The sequence below is a fragment of the Pseudomonas sp. FW305-3-2-15-E-TSA4 genome, from assembly GCF_058787295.1.
On sequence record NZ_JBYSZP010000023.1, the window covers coordinates 25,808 to 47,822 of the forward strand.

At 58.1% G+C, this 22,015-nt stretch carries 12 protein-coding genes; 6 read left to right on the forward strand and 6 right to left on the reverse strand.

The features are described from left to right. The first annotated feature begins 14 nt into the window (after window positions 1–14). The gene (locus tag AC3WMV_RS25600) at window positions 15–1,196 is read left to right on the forward strand and encodes an MFS transporter (RefSeq protein ID WP_103369206.1); all 1,182 of its coding nucleotides are present in this window, start codon (window positions 15–17) and stop codon (window positions 1,194–1,196) included. On the opposite strand, the gene AC3WMV_RS25605 is transcribed toward AC3WMV_RS25600, so the two are convergent. The 3 genes from AC3WMV_RS25605 to AC3WMV_RS25615 form a co-directional block, all read right to left on the reverse strand. Continuing rightward, window positions 1,141–2,073 carry a DMT family transporter gene (locus AC3WMV_RS25605; protein WP_103369205.1) on the reverse strand — a complete coding sequence of 311 codons (933 nt, stop codon included), beginning with the start codon at window positions 2,071–2,073 and terminating at the stop codon, window positions 1,141–1,143. The genes AC3WMV_RS25600 and AC3WMV_RS25605 overlap by 56 nt on opposite strands. A gap of 241 nt (window positions 2,074–2,314) precedes the next feature. Continuing rightward, window positions 2,315–2,719: a DUF2177 family protein gene (locus tag AC3WMV_RS25610; protein WP_103369204.1), complete on the reverse strand. Its 405-nt coding sequence runs from the start codon at window positions 2,717–2,719 to the stop codon at window positions 2,315–2,317. A 45-nt stretch (window positions 2,720–2,764) separates the two neighbouring features. Next, window positions 2,765–3,601, reverse strand: coding sequence for a CvfB family protein (locus AC3WMV_RS25615; protein WP_103369203.1), 837 nt, complete (start codon window positions 3,599–3,601; stop codon window positions 2,765–2,767). A 349-nt stretch (window positions 3,602–3,950) separates the two neighbouring features. Between AC3WMV_RS25615 and AC3WMV_RS25620 the strand changes: the two genes are divergently transcribed. From AC3WMV_RS25620 to AC3WMV_RS25630, 3 genes are all read left to right on the forward strand, one after another. Next, complete coding sequence (locus AC3WMV_RS25620) at window positions 3,951–4,139, forward strand: PFL_1563 family small protein (RefSeq protein WP_016985943.1); 189 nt, start codon at window positions 3,951–3,953, stop codon at window positions 4,137–4,139. Window positions 4,140–4,344: 205 nt separating this feature from the next. Next, window positions 4,345–5,064, forward strand: coding sequence for a TorF family putative porin (locus tag AC3WMV_RS25625; RefSeq protein ID WP_096797476.1), 720 nt, complete (start codon window positions 4,345–4,347; stop codon window positions 5,062–5,064). Between the two features lie 71 nt (window positions 5,065–5,135). Further along, window positions 5,136–6,005, forward strand: a complete 870-nt coding sequence (locus AC3WMV_RS25630) for a DUF6279 family lipoprotein (protein WP_103369202.1) — start codon at window positions 5,136–5,138, stop codon at window positions 6,003–6,005. A 114-nt stretch (window positions 6,006–6,119) separates the two neighbouring features. Here AC3WMV_RS25630 and AC3WMV_RS25635 read toward each other — a convergent pair whose 3' ends face one another. Beyond that, window positions 6,120–6,512, reverse strand: a complete 393-nt coding sequence (locus AC3WMV_RS25635) for a transcriptional regulator (protein ID WP_096797478.1) — start codon at window positions 6,510–6,512, stop codon at window positions 6,120–6,122. Between the two features lie 175 nt (window positions 6,513–6,687). On the opposite strand from AC3WMV_RS25635, the gene AC3WMV_RS25640 reads away from it, so the two are divergent. Next, the gene (locus AC3WMV_RS25640) at window positions 6,688–7,422 is read left to right on the forward strand and encodes a DUF899 domain-containing protein (RefSeq protein WP_103369201.1); all 735 of its coding nucleotides are present in this window, start codon (window positions 6,688–6,690) and stop codon (window positions 7,420–7,422) included. 76 nt (window positions 7,423–7,498) lie between these two features. Here AC3WMV_RS25640 and AC3WMV_RS25645 read toward each other — a convergent pair whose 3' ends face one another. After that, complete coding sequence (locus tag AC3WMV_RS25645; protein WP_103369200.1) at window positions 7,499–7,801, reverse strand: hypothetical protein; 303 nt, start codon at window positions 7,799–7,801, stop codon at window positions 7,499–7,501. Next, a complete protein-coding gene (locus tag AC3WMV_RS25650; protein WP_103369199.1) occupies window positions 7,798–21,054 on the reverse strand; it encodes a hemagglutinin repeat-containing protein in 13,257 nt (4,418 codons plus the stop codon). Before AC3WMV_RS25650 ends, AC3WMV_RS25645 begins: the two co-directional genes overlap by 4 nt. A 445-nt stretch (window positions 21,055–21,499) precedes the next feature. Between AC3WMV_RS25650 and AC3WMV_RS25655 the strand changes: the two genes are divergently transcribed. After that, complete coding sequence (locus AC3WMV_RS25655; RefSeq protein WP_097086740.1) at window positions 21,500–21,775, forward strand: hypothetical protein; 276 nt, start codon at window positions 21,500–21,502, stop codon at window positions 21,773–21,775. Window positions 21,776–22,015 lie beyond the last annotated feature (240 nt).

The following is a 22,015-nucleotide window of genomic DNA, read 5'->3' on the forward strand; positions in this document are numbered from 1 at the left end:
AAGGAATCCCGACCATGTCGCCACTGATTCGCTTATCCGCCTGTTTCGTCGCCCTGATGATGGCCATGGGCATCGGGCGTTTCGCCCTCACCCCACAAATGCCGCACCTGCTCAGCGAAGGCCAGGTCGACCTGACCGCCGCCGGTCTGATTGCTGCGGCCAATTACCTCGGCTACCTGTTGGGCGCAGTGGACGCGATGTTCGCCCATCGTCCGCAGCAAGTGCAGCGCCGGTTGCACGGTGGCTTGTGGCTGTGTGTGCTGCTGACACTGGGCTCGTTCTGGGCCAACGGTTTCTGGGCGCACCTGTTGCTGCGCTTTGGCACCGGGGTGGCGAGTGCCTGGGTGCTGGTGATGATCACCGCACTGAGTCAACCACTGGCAGCGGCGGCAGGTCGGCCACGGCTGGGTGCGCTGGTATTTGCCGGTCCCGGACTGGGAATTTTTCTGACCGGGCTGCTGGCACTGTTCTCACATCTGCTGAATCAGACCTCTGCCACCTTGTGGCTGATCTATGCCGCCGTGGCGCTGGTGATGTTGCTGGGGATCGTGCGGATCCTGCCGCAACCGGGCCTGCACACGCCGGTCGCCACCCTCAACGTCAATCATTCGAATCGCGGCATCCCGCGACTGGCAGCGGTGTATGCGTTATATGGCGTGGGTTACATCATCCCGGCCACGTTTCTCTCGCAAATGGCCAACGCGCAGTTTCACGGGCAATGGCAGGCCGACCTGTTCTGGCCGTGCTTCGGTCTTGGTGCGGCGATTGGCGTGCTGTTGGTGAGCCTGCGTTGCCATGATCCGAACACCACACGGCACTGGCTGACCGCCACCCTGTGGTTGCAGGCGCTCGGGGTCTTCGCCTGTCTGTTGGGCAGTGGTTATGGCCTGGCGCTGGGGGTGGTGTTGTGCGGCATGCCGTTCCTGGCCTGCATGCAACTGGTGATGCAACGTTCGCGAGAACTGGCGCCGCACACAACTCAGCGCAACGCCGGACTGCTGACCGCATGCTTCGCCGTCGGCCAGCTCAGCGGGCCGTTGCTGGCGGCGCTCAGCAGCCATTTCAGCGGTGGTCTGCAACCGGCGCTGATCATTGCCGGCAGCGGTCTGCTGATTGCCGGCGGGCTGGCGCTGCAATCGGTCAGCGCTGGCCGAGGGCTTTGCGCAAACACCGACGCACCCACTGCTCAGCGCTGACAAAGGTGATGCCAAGCAACACCAGCACCGCGCCGATGACGAAGTTCACGCTCAACTCTTCACCAAGCAGCACCACGCCGAACGTGACGCCGAACAACGGCGTCATGAACGAAAACACCGCAAGGTTAGCCGCCAGATAGCGGCGCAGCAGCCAGAACCAGGTCAGGTAACTGAAGAACGACACCACCAGGCCCTGGAACAGTACGCTGGCCACCGCCACGGTGGTCAGGCTGACGTGGCTGATCTGGCCGCTGAACAGCGCGATCAACAGCAGGCCGACGAAGCCGACGATCAGTTGATAGAACAGAGTCAACGTCACCGGCGCTTCCGATAGCCGCGAAGCGCGCACCACCACAGTGGTCGCGCCCCAGCAGGCACCGGCAATGACCCCGAACGCATCGCCCAGCAGCATGCGCCGGTCGAGGTTGTCCCACGACACGCCGCCGGCGAAGGCAATGGCGATACCGACGAACGCGAGCAGAATCCCCAGCCATTGCAAAGGTCGCAGGCGTTCACTCGCCAGCAGGAAATGCACGCCGAGTGCGGTGAAAATCGGTGCGGTGTAGAGGAACACCGACATGTGCGCGGCGGTGGTCAGTTGCAGACCTTCGGCGATGAAGAAGAACTCCAGACCGAACAGCGCACCGGCCAGCAGCCCTCCACGCCAGGTGTTGCCCACCTGATCCCAACCGCCCTTCCAGCACAGCAGCAAACCCACCAGCAACGCGGAAATCCCCGAACGCCCGGCCGCCTGCATCACCGGCGCGATGTCGGGCGCGGCCCACTTGATCATCACTTGCTGCACGCCCCAGATCAGGCAGAGGCCGATCATCACCTGCAAGGCAAACCCATCGGCATTGCGCCGCTCGACACTCACCGCAACACCTCAAACACACACAACATGGCAGCCGTCCAATGGTCAAAAATCTGTGTCGGGATTATCAATCAGTCGGACAGAAAAAGCCGTCTGGAAAAGACATTTTGTGCTTCAGTGGCGTCAGGGGTGAATGGTTGTCGGCTGCGCCGCCATTCGCGAGCAAGCCCGCTCCCACAGGATGATCGCATTCCCCCTGTGGGAGCGGGCTTGCTCGCGAAGGCGTCGCCCCAGACAACAAAGATTACGGGGCTGACTTCACAAATCGCTTTGCCGCCAAAAAGCCGACCGTACACGCCACAGCCGTAGCAAACGTCCCCCACGCCCAATCCAGCAAACTCACCTGCACCGACCACCCGCGCAATGTCGCCCAATTCGTCAGGTCATACGTGCCATACGCCACCAGCCCCAGCAGCGCGCCCATCTTTGCCGCACGTTGCCAGCTCTGTGCCGGCAAGACCACAAACACCACGCAGCCAAAAACATACAGGCAATAAAAAACCGCTGCCGGAACCAGCAGCGGTTTTTCGAGCATCAACGAACCGAGCAGTTCGCGGTAGGTTGGCGCCATCAGCACGCCGAGCCAGATACCGTCGAGCAACAGAAACGCCAGCAGAGTGGCGATATAAGCAAGCAACGGCTTTTTCATTTACCCGACCTCAAGTGACCCCATGCAACATGGGCCCCGCAAGGCTCAGGTTAGTTCAATGCGATCGGCATGAATGACGATCTTGCCTTCCTTGTACAGCGAACCGATGGCCTTCTTGAAGTTGCCCTTGCTGACACCGAACAGACTGCTGATCAACGCCGGATCGCTCTTGTCGCTGACGGCCAGCGTGCCATTGTTTTCACGCAACTTGGCGAGGATCTTCGAGCTCAGGCTGCTGGCCGCTTCCTGACCCACCGGTTGCAGGCTGAGGCTGATCTTGCCGTCGGCGCGCACTTCCTTGATGTAACCCTTCTCGCGCATGCCGGACCGCATGAACTTGAAGATTTCATTCTTGTGGATCAAGCCCCAGTGCTTGTTGTTGATGATCGCCTTGAAGCCCATGTCGGTGGCTTCAGCCACCAGCAGATCAACTTCCTGACCGGCGCTGTAGTTGGCCGGGGTCTTGTCGAGATAGCGATCCAGACGTGCGGTGGCGGTGATGCGGCGCGTGTGTTTGTCGAGGTAGACGTGCACCACGCAGTACTCACCAGCGGTCATCTGCCGCTTTTCTTCGGAATACGGCAGCAACAGATCTTTGGGCAAGCCCCAATCGAGGAACACGCCGATGCTGTTGATTTCAACAACTTTCAGGCTGGCAAATTCGCCGACCTGAACTTTTGGTTTTTCAGTGGTAGCGATAAGTTTGTCATCGCTGTCCAGATAAATAAAAACGTTGAGCCAGTCTTCATCTTCGCTAGGAATATCTTTAGGGATATAACGGTTGGGCAAAAGAATTTCGCCGTCGGCACCGCCGTCCAGATATAAACCGAAGTTAGTGTGTTTAACCACTTGCAAACTGTTGTAACGCCCGACTAAAGCCATTTTCCAAAACCCTCATTGCGTGGGCGGCATTCTACCCGGTTTTGCCGGTCTCGTTCGCTGGGCAAGCAGCCTGCCGCAGAAAATCTGCGGAAGCCTTGATTTTCCTTGGTTTGCGCAGGCGGCTTGCCATTCGTCAGGCCAGCGCGAAGCCTGCTGTGCCGTTTCACGGCGGACATTTGCGCCAATGAAGAATAAATGTTGTTATTTAAAACAGTGGCTTAGGGGGATATTTCGGATAATTAATCGAGAATAATCCACCCACGCGCTCAGTTATTCCCGGGGATATTTATCAAGCAATTGTCAAGTTATTCCTGTACGATGCCTGGCCGAGTTACTTTTCTACAGGTTAATGGCCGCCATGCGTGTAAAAGCATCCACCAGCAAAGCAAAGCCAGCTCCAGCCGTTGAAACCAGCGAATCGATCAACGATCAGATCGCAGCGTTCCTCAAGTCCGGCGGCGAAATCCAGCAAATTGCCAAAGGCGTCAGCGGCCAGACGTTCGGTCCGTCCAAGCAGATCAGCCTGGGCAAGAAGTAACACCCGGTAATACACCCGTCCTGAGACGCTTTGAGCTTCGAAGCGTCTGGACTGGCACCCGCGTTACACCCTCCTTCTGTTTAACCAAATCTTTGAAAATCGACGAACGGCCATCATTGCCGAGCATTCGCCGGTATCCTTGCACGCGTCTGGATCAAGCGTTTCAGCAGGCCAAGCCCTGCCCTCGCTGTTCATGGAGTGACGCATGCTCAAATCAACTTTCTGTTTATTGTTTGTGGGCCTTATGGCCTGCTCATCGGCGCACGCGCAAATTTTCCAGCGCGAGCTCGGCGACTTCGACCTCAAACTCGGCACCACGCCCAGCCGCAGCATGGCCCAAGGGCTGGTCAAACCGGCGGCAGTCGGCTCGTTCCACGGCGGCCTCGATCTGAGCCACGACAGCGGCCTGTATGTCGGCCAGTATGCACCGAGCATGGGCCTGACCCCGGGCAAGAATCTGGAAATCGACTCCTACGTCGGTTTCAAACAACCTTTCGATCAAACCCTCGGCTACGAAGTCGGGATGATCCACTACAGCTATCCCAAAGTAGACACCCTCGACAGCCAGGAGCTGTTCGGCGGCCTGACCCTGCTCGGCAGCCGCTTCGGCGTCGCCGTGAGCAATGACCCGGACAAACAGAACAACACGCTGTTCGCCGACCTCGGCGGCAATCAGCCGTTCGGCATCGGGATCAGCATGAAATACACCACCCACCAACTGAACACGCCGGTGTCGGTGGACGGTGGTTATGTCAGCAGTTTTACCGACTGGTCGGTGAAATTTTCCCGGCCGTTCATGGGCGTCGATCTCGATCTGATCTACAGCAATTCCAACCTCAGCGGCAGCGAATGCTCGGCGTACTCGGGGCACAACAGTCAGTGTGACGGGCTGGTGACGCTCAAGGCCGAGCGCGCATTCTATTGATCGGCTGAACTGCCGGGAGCTTCCTGCGTTCACATGAGAATCAGACGTCAGGCTCTCGCAAGGATTCGCTCATGTCTCGCTGGTTCAAACACCTCGCCACCCTGCTGATCTTCACCCTCGCCCTCGGCGCTTGCAGCCGTGTCGGCCTGGCCTATCGCAATCTCGACGTGATCATTCCATGGACGCTTGGCGACTACCTGGACATGAACGGCGAGCAGAAGGACTGGTTCAACGAACGGCTCAAGGAACACCTGAACTGGCACTGCACCACGCAGCTGCCGGGCTACCTCGACTGGCTGGATCGCTTGCAGGCAATGGTCGAAAGCAATCAGGTGACCGACGCTGCGCTGCAAGCACGAACCGAGGAAGCGAAAAAAGCCATTGCCGAAACTGCACGGCAGATCACACCGTCGGCCATCGAGCTGCTGCAAGGGCTGGACGACAGGCAAGTCGCCGAGATGAACGATGCGTTTGCCAAGGATCTGCGCAAACGGGAAAAGGAATACGTCAAACCACCACCGGCGCAGCAGATCGCCGAGCGCGGCGCGCGTATGGACAAGCGCCTGACCGATTGGCTTGGCCCGTTGAGCGCCACTCAGGAACAACGGGTGATGGCCTGGTCGACCGCTCTGGGCGATCAGAACACTCAATGGATCGCCAACCGCGCACATTGGCAGCAGCAGTTCAGTAACGCCGTTGCCCAGCGTAAAAGTCCGGGATTCCCACAACGGATCGAGACACTTCTGGTCAACCGCGAGCGTTTATGGACAGCGGATTACCAGAAGGCCTACGCCAACACCGAAGCACAAGCGCGCTCGCTGGCGGTGGATTTGATGGCCGAAAGTACGCCGCAGCAGCGTCAGCGGTTGCTGAAGAAAATCGAAGGGGTGCGTAAAGATTTCAATGACCTCAAATGCCTCAAGGCCGCACAAAAACCTTAAGGCTATGCAAAAAACAAAGTGGGAGCGGGCTTGCTCGCGAATGCGGTGTATCAGACACGTAAAGGGTGAATGACACGCCGCATTCGCGAGCAAGCCCGCTCCCACAAAAGGCTTTCAGGCAATCTGCGCTTTGGAAGCCACCTCATCAAACGTCGCTTCATCCAGCGCATCTTCCTGCTCGTCCAACACCTGCCGCGGATGATCATTGCCGGGAATGCTGCTGTCGATCAGGCTCAGCAGGCTTGATCCGCGTGGCGTCAGAATGAAATTGCTGCCGGTACTGCCCATATGATCCGGGCGCGGTTCGATAAATCCACGATCGAGCAACAAGCCTTCATATTCGCAAGCCACCGTTTTCAGGTGATCCAGATTCTCGATCGGCTCGCCTGCACTGGCTTTCTGCGCCGCATAGTCCTCGGCATATTTTCGCGGCGCGAAACTTTCGCCTGCGCTGTTCTGCACTTCATGCAGCAGGCGTTCAATCAAATCCCAGTTATAAGTCGTCATCCTGATTCAACCTCCGGTGCGCGTGATTTGGGGCGCTGTCATAGGTTGTGACCCGGACGCATCGCAGCCGTTCAGCGGCATTTTCCGCAGCGACCGACCGGCGGTCTGTCGAATTGATCGAGGGTTAAACGACTAGTCTGACAAAGACGGTTTCAACCCCGCAGGAGAAATCATCATGAACGTCGAGAATCATCCGGTCGTATCGCGAGAAGAATGGCTCGCTGCGCGCAAACAACATCTGGCCGACGAAAAGGCCTTCACCAAGGAACGCGACCGCCTCAGCGCCCAGCGCCGCGCGTTGCCCTGGGTCAAAGTCGACAAGGACTATCAATTTCAAGGCCCAAACGGCGAACTGAAACTGGCCGACCTGTTCGGCAAGCACAGCCAGTTGATCGTTTACCATTTCATGTTCGCCAAGGACTGGGAGGAAGGCTGTCAGGGCTGCTCGTTCCTGTCCGACCACATCGACGGCGCCAATCTGCACCTGGCCCACCACGACATCGCCATGGTCGCGGTCTCCCACGCCCCGTTTGAACAGTTCCAGGCCTTCAAGCAGCGCATGGGCTGGAAATTCGACTGGATCTCGTCAGACGGTTCCGATTTCAACTACGACTTTGGTGTTTGCGCCCGCGCTGAAGATGTTGCTACAGGAAAGGCTACGTACAACTACGAAAAGACTGACAGTGCCGAGGAAGAAATGCCCGGGCTGAGTGTGTTTTATCGTGATGAATCCGGGGAGATTTTCCATACCTATTCAACCTATGCCCGTGGGCTGGATATGTTGGTAGGGGCGTACAACTATCTCGACCTCACGCCCAAGGGCAGGAATGAGGACGAGATCATGGAGTGGGTGCGGCACCATGATCGGTATGAAAATGAAAAAACCTCGAGTTGCTGCCACCAGAGATAATCAGCAAATCAAAGGAAAGGCAGCGGCCGGCAATACCGCCCGCTGCATCCTGGATGCCTGGAATACGCATCACCGTTTAGTAGTTGAATTTCGTTTTGACTTGTTCGCCTTCGCGATAAGACAGGACAAATGACTTCCACGGCTCGCCGCGAGTGACCGCATTCTCGTGTAATTTTTCTACAAGCGCATAGATTTTCGAGTTATTGAAATCAGTTTCAGCGTCCCAAATTTCTGAGCCATTTTTTTCTACAGCGAGGTCGGCCTCCATATAGTTCCCCCCCCACTCAACGCTGTATCGAAAGGCGTCATAACCGTGAACAATTCCGGTCTCTACCAGCTCGAAAATTGATTTAACGAGTTCGAAGTCTTCTGTAATCACTCTATTACCTCCGGAATTTGATGAGGTTCATTTTTAAAAGTCACGGTTTTGGGTTTTCCGTCAATAACGTACGTCAATACTAACGAATCAGGTCGCACTGAGCCGGGATCTGCACGCTCAAACCTGACCGTAGTAGGCCCTACCGTTCGGGCAGGATCATCTAGGGCTTCCTTCACTCTATTCTCATAGAACACTTTGTAGGCTGAATTGTTGAAATTCTTGTCCTGAGGAAAAAGATTGTATTTATCACATGTCCCGCCATTGCTACACGCCTGAATGTGCCCGCCCACGTCAGTGTCACGGCCTTCTTTACCAGCCTCCGTCTGCCTGGAATCCCGAGGCACTTTCTCTTTGGTCGGGGTGAACGTCAGCTCTTCTACCATACCCTTGCTGTTGGTCGTAAAGGTATTGCCATTATCCAGCTCATACCGGGTGTTGGGGCTTCTGGCAGCAGGATTGTTGAGCAGTTCGTATTCATGACTGCCTTTGACGGACTTTGCAGTCTCGACTTTTACCACCGCCTCGACATGAGGCTTCGGCACGTCGGTGTGCACAGGCGCAACAGTTGGTTTGACCGGTGGCCCGTCGACCCATCCCTTGCCCGATGTATCGCCGAATTCATTTGCCCAACCCGGGTGTTTGGGATCAATCGGATCGGTAAGTTTACCGCCTGTGGTTCCCCTTCCGCCCGCGACACTGAAGACCTTGCCAGTGACACTGCCTGCCATGTTAGCCGCAGTGCCCAAGGCGATGTTCAGCAGAGTAGTGGCGCCGCGTACATAGATGTCGCCCTGCTGTTCGGTCGCTCCAGCGGCAAACATCGTTTTAAAGGTGTTATCACTGTGCTCTAGCCGGTCTTTGTCCTCACCGCTCAGTTCACTGGCAATGCCTTTGGAAATTGCGTCTTTGGCCGCGTCTATTTTGTCGCCGAACAACTTGGCGATCAGAACATTTCCTGCAAGACCAAGGGCCATTTTTGCCGGGCCCATTGCTGCCTGGATACCCAGAGCCAGCAACTGGGCCTGCTCCTTGGGCAGTCCGTCCATGAAGCTCTGCAACCGCTCAGTCTCAGCCAACAACTTGCCGCCGGGGGTGCCTGGTTGCAAATCCTTGAGCAAGGTGGTCAGGTTTTTTTTGTCGTTATCACGGTACTTGTTAACGTCCGGATTCCCCGGTTTATCACCATCAGCACCACACCCGCCTGAGTCGCTGCACCTGGCAAATTCCGCAAACACCTTCGCGTATTTACGGATGACCGCGACATCCTCCGGTTTCAGATTATTGATATCTCCCGGCTTCCCGCCATTTCGAACCAGATTTTTCGCGATGTTGAGGGCCAGGTCATCACCAAGATCCTTGCGCGCTGTCTCAGGAACTTCATCCAGCGATACCCGCTGTGCCTGAAGATTATTCCAGGCTTGACCGACAACGTTGACCGGTCCGGTAATCAGACTGAGCGCAGCCTCAAAGGAACCTTGAGTAGCGTCCGCGTAGTTCTCTATCTTATCGGCCCAAGCCTTCAACGTACCGGAAGGATCCGCTACAGCCTCAAGCGAGGACTTACTCACGTACAGATCGGTACGAGACTCCTTGTCCTTGGTAACTTCATAGCCCTTGTCGACATCACGGTTCAACCCGACAGTCGAGTCCTTGCCGGTCTCGGCGTCCTGGCGAACCACAATTTCCCCGGCCCCGACAGTGCCTCGCACAATCTGCTCGCGATCCTTGTCGTACTTCCAGCCACTGACGCTCCAGCCGTTCTCGCCCTCCTTGCCTTTGCCCGTCTGGCTGGCGTCCTGAGCGCCACTGCCTTTACCCGCCGTGTAACTGCCGCCGACGTTCAGGTAGTAGCCATGCTCCTTGTCTGAACCGGCAATATCACTGAAGCCCAGTGTGCCGGTATCCAGTTTCAGATTGCCGTTGTCGGCAGCGATCAGCGCACCGTCCAGTTGAGTGTGATTTTCGGTGCGGATATCAACCTTGTTTTTGCCGGTGATGGTGGTTTGCTGTTCGATCCAGTTGGTCTTGCCTGTCGTCTGGCCGTAGCCCACCGAACCGCTGACCCCGGCGCCCGGACCAAAAGTGGCAGTAACGCTGATATCAAACTCTTTGCCCTTCACCTTTCCGGTGTCGGCTACAGAAGACACATTGAGGTCACCACCCACGCGACCATTGACCTCATCGCCGCGCAGTGTTGCGCCGGCGATATTGGTGTCCCTGCCGCTGGTGAAGCCCAACCGGTCTCCGGCATAGAGGTAAGCCTCTTGTTGCCGCTCGCCCTCGCGCTCCAGATTGCCTTTGCCCATGCTGACACTGGCGTAGACACCAACACCCTCGGAACCAAAGACCAGCCCCACTTCACCGCCACCGTTGTGTCGGTTACTTTCGCTGTCGCTGTCGTTCTGTGCCGAACGAATGTTCAAATCGTTGAAGGCGTTGAGCTCGATATCCCGACGAGCAGTGACCTGCGTGCCGATCAGATTCAGATCGTGGTCAGCTTGCAGATTGACATCCCGGCCAGCCCCCAGTTGAGTGGGCGTAGAAGAGCCACGTGTCCCATCTTCAGTGGCTACGCCGTAGCTGCCACCGATGCCGATCTTGAAGCCGCCACTGGTGCCGCCATGAATGCCGCCCCAGCTGTCGCGCTGGGTGCTGTCCTGGCTGACAGCGCCTTTGGCGACATCGAAGGTGACGTCACGACCGACGATGTTGATGTCACGTCCTGCCTGGAACTTCGATCCCTTTACCGTTACATCATTCTTCGCATTCAAGCTCAAATCGTTGCCTGCATTCAGCGTCGAAGATCGGTTGCTCTGCTCAATGGTTTGCTGACTGCTGCTCTGTTTGCTGTTACCGAACTTGACGTCCGCTGTCGGTCCGGACAGGAACTGGCTGATGCCGTCCACAGCCTTGAGGGTGCTTGAGCCTTTGCTGACGTTGTCCTCACCTTTACCCGCACCATTGACCGCATCTTTCGTTTGCCCATAGTTGTGGTCGATACGCACGCCAAGGCCATTGCGCTCGGTTTCGCGCTGCTGCTCCACCAACAGGGTTTCACGGCCGGCGTCGATGTTGATATTGCGGTCGGCATTCAGTTCGATATCGTTATTGGCCGCCAGATCCGAGCCGATCTGGTTGATATCGCGTTTGGCGTTGATGGTCAGATCCTGCCCCGCACTGATCTGGCTGGCAGCACCGCTCTGCTGTTCACGTCGATTCTTTTCCTTGAGCCCATCGACGCCGGCAAAGACGCCCACGCCATTGTCATCACTGGAAAAGCCGATCCCCGTCTGTTTGGACTTCGACCACGCGTGCTCGGCACTTTCATTGGCAGAGGCCATGACGTTGACGTCCCGACCTGCGTCCATGCTGACGTGACGGCCAGCATCGATACCGCTACCCAATACATTGATATCGCGTTCGGCGCTGAGGATCGTGTCACGCCCGGCACTGACGAGGCTGCCCACACTGGTATTACCGTCACCCTGCCGCCCCGCTTCCTTGGCGGAGGTGAGAGACAGAAAGCCACCCGAGACCGAGAGACCGGTTTTCTTTTTGTAGGCCTCACTTCGGTTGTAATGGGTGTCGTTGGCCGATATCAGATTAATGTCACCCGTGTCATCCACCAGACCGGCGCGGAGCTCGGCATCGTTGCCTGCAGTAACAGCGCTGGCCTGCACTAGGACGTCTTTACCCGAAGCAATAACGACGTCATTGCCCGCTTGCAACTCGCTGGCGACTTGGGTGCTGCTGGAGTTGACGGCACTTTTTCCACTTTTTGACAGGCCAAATGAGCCTTTCTTGGTTGTCTTGCTGAAATCACTGTGTTCATCAGTACCCGAGAGCACCGAGATATCATTCAACGCACCCAGGACCAGATTGTTGCCGGCCTTCAACTGACTACCGATCACGGTGAGATCGCGCCCCCCCTCGAGGGAAACACCGCCCTTGTCCGACAGCTTCGCGTTCACGGTCAGGTCGCGCCCGGCCTCTACGACCGAGGCCACGTTGGTACTGTCGTAAGTCGCGCTTTCAGTAGTTTTGCTGCGCCCGAACGATCCCTTTTTCTTCCTGTAGTTATAGGTAGAGCTTTCATCCTGGGCAGAGGCAATGGTGAGGTCCTGAACGGCTTTCAAGCTCACATCTTCTTCGGCCTTGATCCGACTGGCGATGATGCCCAGATCATTACCCGCGCTCAGTGCAATATCGCGCCCGGCGTTCAGTACGGAGGATTGTTGCGTGATGCTGTGAGTCTCGTTCGCGCGCTTCTTGCTACGCGCGACGTAGTCACTTTCATCGGCAGCCGAGGTGATGACGATGTCATGGCCGGCATCCAGTTTGAGATCGCGCTTGGCATCCAGCCGACTTGCCACAACCGCCACATCCCGATCGGCACTGATCGACAGATCCCTTCCGGACGTCACTTCAGCCCCATGCTGGGTAATCGTCTGATTGAGATAGCTGCCGCCCCGCGCATTGGTGCTGCGATCCTGAACCGAGGTGATGTTCACATCGCGATCGGCATCGAGCGTCATGTCCCCACCGCTTTTCAGCACGCCGCCGATGTTGTTGATGTCTTTGCCGGACTTGATCGTCAGATCATTGGCCGCTTCGATTCGTGCGGCGTTGTCCAGGTAGTCGCGGTGGAACACGTTGCCACCGCGATTGACATCGACACTGGTCACGTCACGCTGGTTGATCACGCTGCCGTTGGTGGCTGTGAGGCTGACGTCCTTGCCGGAAATGATGCCGCCGGATTTGTTGATGATGTCGTTGCCGGCCTTGAGTGTCAGGCGCTCGCCCGCTTCAATCAGACCGGTGTTGGTAAGGTTGTTGCCGGCCTCGGCCGACAGGTTGTTGGAGGCGCGCAGCGTACCGGCGTTATTCAGGTCGCCACCGGCGATCAGGGTCACGTCACCGCCCTGGATCAATGCACCGTTAGGCGCCAGACGGTTGTTGGCCTGAGCCAGGTACAACACCGGCACCAGCACTTTCTCACCGTTCACTTCGTGCTCTTCGAGCCAGACGATGTCGTGGGTCAGTGCCGCCACTTGTTGCGCGGTCAGGGTGACGCCCACCGACAGGTTGAGCTGATCCTTGCTGGCGATGGCGTTGTTCATCAGGTACTTGAACATGCCTTCGTCAGAGGTCTGGCCGTCAATGAAGCGCTGGCCGGTGCGGGCCACCACGGCCTGCTGCACCATGCGTTGTTCAAACAGTCCGTCACCCAGGCGCTTGGCGCTGGTGTCGGGGTCGTAGCCGAGCTTGCCCAACAGATAGTCCGAACTCATGAACTGCTTGAGGTTGGTCAGCGCCGGGTTGGTTTCGATCAGGTATTTGTGCGGGTTGGAGCGCACGCTGGTGTCGGGCAGACCCTGCACGCGTGGTACGTCGAATGAAACCTGGCTACGGTTCGGCGCCATTACGCGGACCGGTCCGTCGCCGGCCACCGGACCTACGTTGAACTGTGCGGTCTTGTCATTGAGATTCAGCGAGGGAACGCCGCTCAAGGCCAGATCGCGTTTTTTCTTCGAGACCGGGTCGTTCTGGTCGAACTGCAACGCAGTCGCCGACCGAGCGGGCATGCCGTCCGAACGCTGGGTGGCACTGGCGGCAATGGTGCCGATGGTCCAGTCGCGACCGGCTACGAGGTCTTGTTCGCTGCCGCCCTTGTGGCTGAGACGGAACAGACCGTTGTCGCCGGTTGGCAGGGTGAAACCCGGCAGGGACAGCGGGTTGACCTGTTGTTGCGCAAGATCCGGTGGCAGCTGCGAATTGATGCGGATGACCGGAATTGTCGCTCCGGCATTCGGCCCCGTTTGCGGAGCGTTCTTCGCAACGGGGGCGAAGTTTGAATAGGCCTGCAAGGTACCGTTTTTGATGGTCGTTTTAGCATTGACCTCCACAGCCTGGCCGGCCTGGATAATCGCGGAGGCTCCACCCTTGTTCGTGTAAGTAATACCGCCACCAGGTTTTTGCGCGTATTCCAGAAGTCTCGCCGGAACTGGAACGTCAGGGCCTTGGCCGAAATAAGGGTTGAGTGTTGTTTTTGTCTGTTTGGCGAGGGGAATGGTGCCTAGGCCGCAACCCTGCCAATCCTGCCCGCCGCATGAATAGAACGAATATTCATGTTCGTATTTGGAATTCTTTCGCGCATATGCCGTGATCAGGCCGGTGGTATCATCAAAAAACGCATCAAAATCACGGTTTCTACCTGAATAGATGAGGGTTTTTGTATAGCTTCCAGATTCCAGCCCTGTGTTATCAAACGTGTCGACTTCAAGCTTGATATTTTGTCCCGCAGAGAATACCGAAGCGAAATTGGAAAAATTGCCGACGGTTGCGTTTACATTTCCGCCAACGGACACAATAGCCTGCTCGCCACTGATGATGGACTCAGACTCGTAATGTTCCTCGACATAAAAATCGATCCATTTGCATTCGCCGCCAACACATTGATAGGTGATATCACCGGAAAGGAGCTTCTCCTGCCCAAGGATGCCTTCTGTCTTGTTACTGAAGTTATTGGCGGATAGCGAAAAGTCACCGTCCACATTGATCGTCGCAGCCCGGTTGTTGACGGTGTTCGCCCGCCCGCCGTCCATTCCGGTAATGGTCAGATTGCCAAGGCTGTAGACGTTGCCGTTCTGGTTGGTGAAGTCATTGACGAGCAGGTTCATGGCGCTGCCGCTAAAGAGCAGGCCGCGCTCGTTCACCAGACTTGCAGTCCTGATATTCAGGTTCTGCGCAGCACCCAACGTACCGGTATTGCTCACGCCACCAGCGTTGATCGTCATCGTATTGCTGGACGTAAGTCGCCCACCGGCATTGATCAGCAGCCCGCCAATGTTGAATGTGCCCTGCCCGCCACTGCCAATACTCGAAGCGCTGGTCAGGCCCAGTTGCGCCGCCGTGAATGTCATGTCACCCAAGCTGCTGACACGGCCATTTCCGCCGTAAGTCCCGCCTATCTGGAAGTCCATGCCACCATCACTGGCAATCAAACCTTCGTTGGTCCAGTTGCCGCCACGCGCCACCAACTGATTGGAAGCGAGCAGTTGCCCGCTCGCGGTCTGCACAAAGTTGCCGACATTCACCGTCAACCGCCCAGCCTGAATCACACTGCTGTTGGTCCAGCTGTCCGCGTTCAGCGTCAGGCCGCCGAGGGTTACCAGCGAGCCGCCGGCGTTCATGACGTTGGCGGTCGAGATGCCGAATTCGCCGACGCCGACATGGGTGATCGAGCCGCCGGCATTGAGCAGGCTCGGCGCGGCAAGGTTGAAGTCGTTGTTGGCGGTTTCCACCAGACCGTTGCGGTTATCGAACTGGCTGCCGATCTGGAAATCGGTTTTGCCACCTGCGCCCAGCGCGCGCAGTTTGCCGCTCTGGTTATCGAGGTTGGCAGCGCGAATCGCCAGTGTGCCAGCGCTTTCGATCAGGCCGCTGCGGTTGCTGAGGTTGCCGCTGACACCCAGGTCGATGCCATTGCCGCTGATCTGGCCGGCGTTGTTGCTCATCGAGCCGGCGCTGGTTTTCACCTGTCCCCGGGCGTAGATCCCGCCGCCGCTGTTGTCGAGTGTGCCGGCGCCGGCGTTGAGCAGGATGTCACCGCTATTGGCGGCGAGGCGCCCACTGTCGCTGTAGATACCACCGAGTGCGCGCAGGTCGAGGCGGCTGCCTTCAATCTTGCCGCCCTGGCCGTTGCGCAACACGCCGGTCAGGCGGGTCTGCAGCAAACCCTTGAGGCTCGACAGCACACCGCCACGGCTGTCGAGGCTGGCGGCGGTGAGGGTCAGGTCGCCGTTCTGGGCGATGATCTTGCCGCCCTGGTTATCGATGGCGCCGCTGCCTGCATTCACGGTCAGTGCAGTCATGCTTTGCACAGCGCCCTTGGCGTTGTTCAGCGCGGCGGCAGTGAGGGTCACGCCGGCATCGCGGCTCGACAGCAGGCCGTCGGTATCGTTGCGCAACGTGCCGCCGACGGTGAGATCCAGTTGGCTGTTGGCCGACACGGTGCCGCGTTGGCTGTTGTTCAGATCACCACTGGTGAGCAGGCTCAGCACGGTCTGGCTGATCAATTGTCCACCGCGGTTGTCGACGCTGGTGGCGCGTTTGATCAACAGTGCCCCCGTACTGCCGAGAGCGCCGTTGACGTTGGTCAGGGCTCCGAGCAAATCGAGGGTGACGCTGTCTTCACCTACCAGATTGCCGCTGGTGTTGGTCAGTGGCCCGCCGGTAAAGGTCAGGGCTTTTTTCGCCATGACATTGCCGGCGTTGTTGTTCAGGCTGGCCGTACGGATATCGAGGGTATCGCCACTTTTGATCAGACCGCCCGAAGCGTTGCTGATCGCGCCGGTCATGCTCAGGGTTTGTTTGCCGTCACTGCTGACCGTGCCGCCGCTGTTGTCCAGACTTGCGGCGGTGATGGTCACCTCGCCGAGGCCACCAATGCCACCCTTGCTGTGGTTGAGCAGCGCGCCGCTGAGGTCGATGTTGACATTGCCGAGCTGGCTGGAGATCGCGCCTTCCAGGCTGTTGTCGAGGGTGCCGCCGCTGACGCTCACGCTTTTCCAGCCGGAGAGCAGACCGCTCTGGTTTTTCAGATCCGCCGCAGTAATGGTCAGTTGATCGTTGCTGATCAGATTGCCGCCACGGTTGTCCAGGCTGTTGCCTTTGAGGCTGAAGCTGTTGACGCTGGAAATCTCGCCCTTCTGGTTATTCAGGTTGCGCAGCGTCTCAATGCTCAACACGCCTTTGCTGTTGATCACGCCGTTCTGGTTATTCAGGTCACGCAGGTGGGCGATGTTCAGCAAACCCTTGCTGCTGATCAGGCCGTCCTGGTTATTCAGATCCTGTGCGGTGGCGCCCAGATCGATCGCCACGCCCGCAACACCCACCAGCGTGCCGCCCTGATTATTCAGGCCGGTGCTGTTGAGGTTCAGCTGTTGCGCGGCCTTGATGCCGCCCTTGTTCTGGTTGTTCAGCAGTCCATCGACCTTGACGTCGATATCGCTGTCACTGAGCAAAACACCTTCGCCGCTGTTATCCAGACTCGCCGCGCGAACCTGCAGCGCCGCCGCCGCGATCTTGCCTTTGATCGAGGTCAGCGCGTTGTCGATCTGCAGGGTGAGTTTCTGATTGCTCAGCAGTTGGCCGCCGCTGTTATCCAATGACTTGGCGAGCAGTTCGAAAGCCTGATCACTGGAGATCTCGCCGCCACGGTTGTTTATGTCGGCCAGATTCTTCAACAGCAACTGACCCGGCGCACTGATGACGCCGCCCTGGTTGTTCAACGCGCCGCCGTTCAGATCGACGCTGACATCAGCATTGCTGCTGAACAGCCTGCCGCCCTGTTGATCGAGACCACGAACATTGGCCACCAGCGAATTGGCCGCGCCAAGGCTGCCGGCGGTGTTGGTGACCTGGCCGGCCGTGATGTGCAGTTGATCGGCGGAGTAAATGCTGGCCTGGCTGTTGATGAGGTCGCCGGTGGTGATGCCCAGTTTGCCTTTGCCACTGATCGCGCCTTGTTGCTGGTTATCCAGCGTGCTGCTGTTGAGCGTCAGGTCGGTGTCGGTCAGCAGTTTGCCGCTCTGGTTACTGATGGCGCCACGGGTGTCGATGGTCAGCGCTTTAGCGCTGGAGACCGTGCCGGCCTTGTTGTCGAGGCTGTCGGCGTTGATCGCCATAGCCCCTTCGTTGACGACACTGCCCTGCCCGTTGTTCAGACCCGCAGAGAGGTTGATTGCGATATCTTTCTGGCTGGTCAGACGTCCGCTGTTTTCCAGGGTCTTGCCCGTCAGGGTCAAGCCGCTGTCACCAGACAGCAGCCCCTTGTTGCGGTTGATGACGTCATTAACCGTCAGCGCCAGATTGCCGCCGGCGAGCATGTAGCCGCTGTCGCTGTTATCCAGCCATGCGCCGATCAGGCTCACATCAGCCTTGCTCGACAGCTCGCCGCTGCGGTTGTCGACACGGTCAACGGTAAGGTTCAGCGCTTTTGTAGAACCGATGAGGCCTTCCTGACGGTTATCCAGACTGGCGGCCGTGATCGTCAGGCCGTTGTCGGCGATGACCACACCGTTCTGGTTATCGAACATGCCAGTCACGCTGAAATCAACATCGCCGCGCACACGAATGTCGCCGCTGTTGTTGTTCAGACTGTCGCTGCGACTGTCGAGGCTGGCGGAAGCAATCACCCCTTTGACGTTGCTCAGGGCGCGGTCGATGACGAGGGTGAGCTTTTCATTGCTGAGCAATTTGCCGCCGTCGTTGTTCAGGCTTTGCGCATTGAGGCTCCAGGCCTTGGCAGCGGAAATTTCGCCGGCACTGTTGTCGACGTCCTTGAGGTTTTTCAGCAGCAACTGGCCCGGCGTATGAATATTGCCGCGCTGGTTGTTGAGCAGGCCGTTGTTCATGTCCAGGGTCAGGTCGCTGTTGCTGAACAGCTCGCCGCCGTCCTGCTCCAGCGAGGTCAGCGAAGCCTGAAGTTTCTGCTGGCTACCGATGGTGCCCCCGGAGTTGTCCAGGTGCCCGGCGGTCAACAACAGCGTGCCATCGGTGGCGATACTGCCGCTCTGACGGTTTTTCAACTCGCCGGTGGTCAGCGTCGAATCGGCCTTGGCGCTGATGATGCCGTTGGCGCTGTTATCCAGGCTGCCACTTTTGAATGTCAGGCCTTTCTGCGAGACGATCAGGCCGCCCTGGCTCAGTACCTCACCGGTGGCGGTCAGCGCCATTGCTTCAAGGCTCGACAGTTTGCCCAAGCGATTGTCGAGGCTGCCAGCGGTGAGAATCATTTGCCCTTCACTGCTGATCAGGCCTTGCTGGTTATCCATCGCGCCGTCGAAGGTCAGCCCAAGACTGTTCTGACTGACGATCCGCCCAGCGACGTTGTTCAACCCGGTGCCGCTCAGCGTGCTCGCGCCCTTGCTGAAAATCAGGCCGTTGCTGGCGTTGATGATCTGCGCGACCTTCGCCTCCAGCGTGGTGTCGGACAACACCTTGCCGCCCTCGCTGTTGTCCAGGCGCGACCCGTTGATGTACAGGTCCTGCTGGCTGGAGAGCGAGCCGCCGCGGTTGTCGATCTGGTCGACGTTGACCGTCAGGGTCTTGAGCGACCCGACGAGACCGTCCTGATGGTTCTGCAGCTTCTTGCCAGTCAGCAACAGGTTGCCTTCGGCGACCAATTCACCGCCCTGCTGGTTCAGGCTGTCGATGTTGGCGTCGACATCGCCCTTGCCGGAAATCCGTCCGCCATCGTTGATGACATTGTTGGCCTTGAGCCTCAGCAAACCGGTCGAGGTGAGCAGACCGCCGTTGCGGTTGTCCAGCGTGTTGCCCTCGAACGTCAGCGTTGTCTTGCTTTCAACGCGGCCCTTGTCGCCGTTATCCAGTTCACTGATCAGCAGTTTCGCCGCCTGATCAGCGCGAATCGTGCCACTGCGGTTGTCCGTATTGGCGCTGGTAACCGTCAGGGTGTTGAGGCTGGAAATTTTGCCGGCGCGGTTATCCAGGCGCGTGGCCTGCACGTCCATCGCTGCGTTGGCCTGGATCAGGCCTTTGTTCTGGTTGTCCAGGCGATCGCTGATGCGCGTGGTCAGCGTGCCTTGACTGGTCAACTGGCCTTGCTGGCTATTGTCGAATTGCTGTGCGCGCAGGGTCAGCGCTTGTCTGGCGCCGATCCGGCCGCCGTTGCTGTTGTTGATCGCACTGATGGCGGTGATGTCGAGCAACTGCCCGGCGGTCATCACACCGGCGACGTTATCCAGCGAAGTGACCGTCAGCACTGCGTCGGTCTGGGCGCTGAGTTCGCCATTGCGGTTGATCAATTGACCGATGTTGCCGGTCAGTCTGGTCTGGCTGTTGATCACGCCTTTGTTGTTCAGCACTTGAGCGGCATTCAGGTTCATCGTGCCGCCGCTCAGTACGCGTCCGCTATTGCGGTTGTCCAGGGTGTCCGCCGTGATCGCCGTGGTTTGTCCGCTGAGGGTTCCGCCCTGGTTGCTCAGGGTTTGCGCAGTGCTGACTGTCAGATTGCGGCCGGCGATGAGGCTTTTGCCAGTGTTGTCGAGGTTCTGCGCACTCAGGTTCAGATCACCGTTGCCGTTGCGCCCGCCGTCGGCGTTGACCCCGGCTTCGATGACACCGCCGTTGGTCAATTGCCCACCGGCACTCAGGGCAATACTGTCGCGGGCAGCCAGGGTCTGGCGGTTGGTCAGATTGCCTTGGGTCTGCACATTGAGCGCGGTGCCGGCATAGACTGGGCCGCGCGCATCAAGGCTGGCCGCCTTGACGTTGACCGCGCCAGTGGCCGAGGTATCAACCAGGCTCAATTGACCATTGGCATCAAGCTGAATATCGCCACCGCTGGCGATCAGTTTACCGTCGAGCTTCACGCCGACCCCGGCCTCGGTGCCGACCAGTTTGATCGCCCCGGCATACATGCCGCCCAGCGCCGAAGAGTCAATCGCCAGTTGCGGCTTGGCGCTGCCATCATCGGCGCGGGCCGTGGCGCTGAGATGTTCAGCGTTGACGTCGTTACGCCCGGCGACGATGGTCAGGTTTTTCGCCTGGATCTCGGCGTTGATCTTCGCGGTGCGGGTGATGATTTCGAAGCGGTCGATATTGGTTGCGTTAAGCCCGGCGCCTTCGATGGCGACCGAGCCTTGATCGACCTGAAAGCGATCGAGGCGACCGTTGTCCAGCACCGGTTTGCCGGTGGTCAACGTGACCCGTGGCGCATTGATGAAACCGCAGCCGTTGCAGGTGATGCCGTAGGGGTTGGCCACGATCACCCGCGCCGACTGCCCCGCCACTTCGGTGTAACCGCGCAACTGGCTTGGGTTGCCGCTGATGACTTCGTTGAGAATCGCTTGCGCCGAGCCGCTGTTTTTCAGGTTCGGGTTGCCGATGATGTGCCCGGCCAACTGGGTGTTCGAGGTTTGCGTCGAGCCGTTGTTGAGGATGACGCCCTGCGCGCCGACGTTGTAATCGTGGAACTGGTTGTGCGACAGCCCGCTGCCGTTGGGCGTGGCGATGTTGATGATCGGCACGCCATTGCCGGCCCGATCCAGCGCGGTGTTCGGGTTGGCCACGACAATGCCGTCGGCCTGCGCCCACATCGGTTGCCAGAACATGACGTTCGCCAGCAGGAACGCCAGCCCGCGCTTGGGCATGCCCCAGAAATGCTCACGGGTTTTCACGTCAGCAGAAGGCTGACCAGCGAGGAAGGCGTATTGGCGAACGTCCATGTTTGAGCTCTCGTTGCGACAGGCGAGTGAGGTCTGGGTAATCAACAGGCAAAGCGATCCCTGCCTGGCCAAAACACGGGGCCAGGTGAGAGAACAAGCAAAAAGGGGGATAAATGCGCGCCTCGGTCAGAACGTCCAAAGCGTGGCAAAAACGATCGCAGAACCGCTGGCGAATAGTTTGTTCGATCCCTCGAAATCACAATTTGATATCAATGTGATGGCGCGATGGTAGATTGCCATCATTCTGGCGTCAATAAGTCGTACAGCGTCTTTTACAACAACCTCTCTAACCCGTGGCTTTTCCTCAAGAGGTCTGCTTTTCAGGGGAAGATCGCGACCGTTCGGTCACTCTAAATGGACTGGTAAAAACACTGGAACTGAACTTTTCACCGCCCGAAACCCTCCACCGATCAACCCGCCCTACCCGGAACGGAGGCCTGCCCCCATGAAAACCCTGCTCAAGCTCACCCTCGCCGCCACCCTGGCCTGCGCCCTGCCGGTCTGGGCCTGCACACCAGAAGAAGCCACCGCCAAACGCGAACAACTGGCCAAGGAAGTGGCCAAGCTCACCGAACAGAATCCGGCCAAGGCCAAGGAAATCAATGCCGAGTTGCAGAAGATGGACTTGGGCACGGCAAGCGCCGATCTGCCGGACAAGTGCCAGTTGATTGATCAGCGCTTGAAGGAACTGGACTCGGCTGAGAAAAAAGCCGACAGCTAAAAACAAGATCAAAAGATCGCAGCCTGCGGCAGCTCCTACACCAGACCCTGTAGGAGCTGCCGCAGGCTGCGATCTTTTGATCTTAAAAATGCATTTGTGCATTTATTTTCTTGCATAAACGCATATCCAGACTAAGGTTACATCGAGCAAGGAGATCGGCACCGTTCATCGCAGATGAAAACCGTTACCCACCGATCGCTCGGCAATACCGCAACACAATCACAAGCTGGACGCTTGTTT

Excerpts from the sequence above, each read along its gene's own strand:
- AC3WMV_RS25635 (WP_096797478.1), bottom strand. The coding sequence starts at position 6,512 with ATGACGACTTATAACTGGGATTTGATTGAACGCCTGCTGCATGAAGTG.
- AC3WMV_RS25610 (WP_103369204.1), bottom strand. The coding sequence starts at position 2,719 with ATGAAAAAGCCGTTGCTTGCTTATATCGCCACTCTGCTGGCGTTTCTG.
- AC3WMV_RS25630 (WP_103369202.1), top strand. The coding sequence starts at position 5,136 with ATGTCTCGCTGGTTCAAACACCTCGCCACCCTGCTGATCTTCACCCTC.
- AC3WMV_RS25640 (WP_103369201.1), top strand. The coding sequence starts at position 6,688 with ATGAACGTCGAGAATCATCCGGTCGTATCGCGAGAAGAATGGCTCGCT.
- AC3WMV_RS25620 (WP_016985943.1), top strand. The coding sequence starts at position 3,951 with ATGGCCGCCATGCGTGTAAAAGCATCCACCAGCAAAGCAAAGCCAGCT.
- AC3WMV_RS25625 (WP_096797476.1), top strand. The coding sequence starts at position 4,345 with ATGCTCAAATCAACTTTCTGTTTATTGTTTGTGGGCCTTATGGCCTGC.
- AC3WMV_RS25600 (WP_103369206.1), top strand. The coding sequence starts at position 15 with ATGTCGCCACTGATTCGCTTATCCGCCTGTTTCGTCGCCCTGATGATG.
- AC3WMV_RS25650 (WP_103369199.1), bottom strand. The coding sequence starts at position 21,054 with ATGGACGTTCGCCAATACGCCTTCCTCGCTGGTCAGCCTTCTGCTGAC.
- AC3WMV_RS25615 (WP_103369203.1), bottom strand. The coding sequence starts at position 3,601 with ATGGCTTTAGTCGGGCGTTACAACAGTTTGCAAGTGGTTAAACACACT.
- AC3WMV_RS25655 (WP_097086740.1), top strand. The coding sequence starts at position 21,500 with ATGAAAACCCTGCTCAAGCTCACCCTCGCCGCCACCCTGGCCTGCGCC.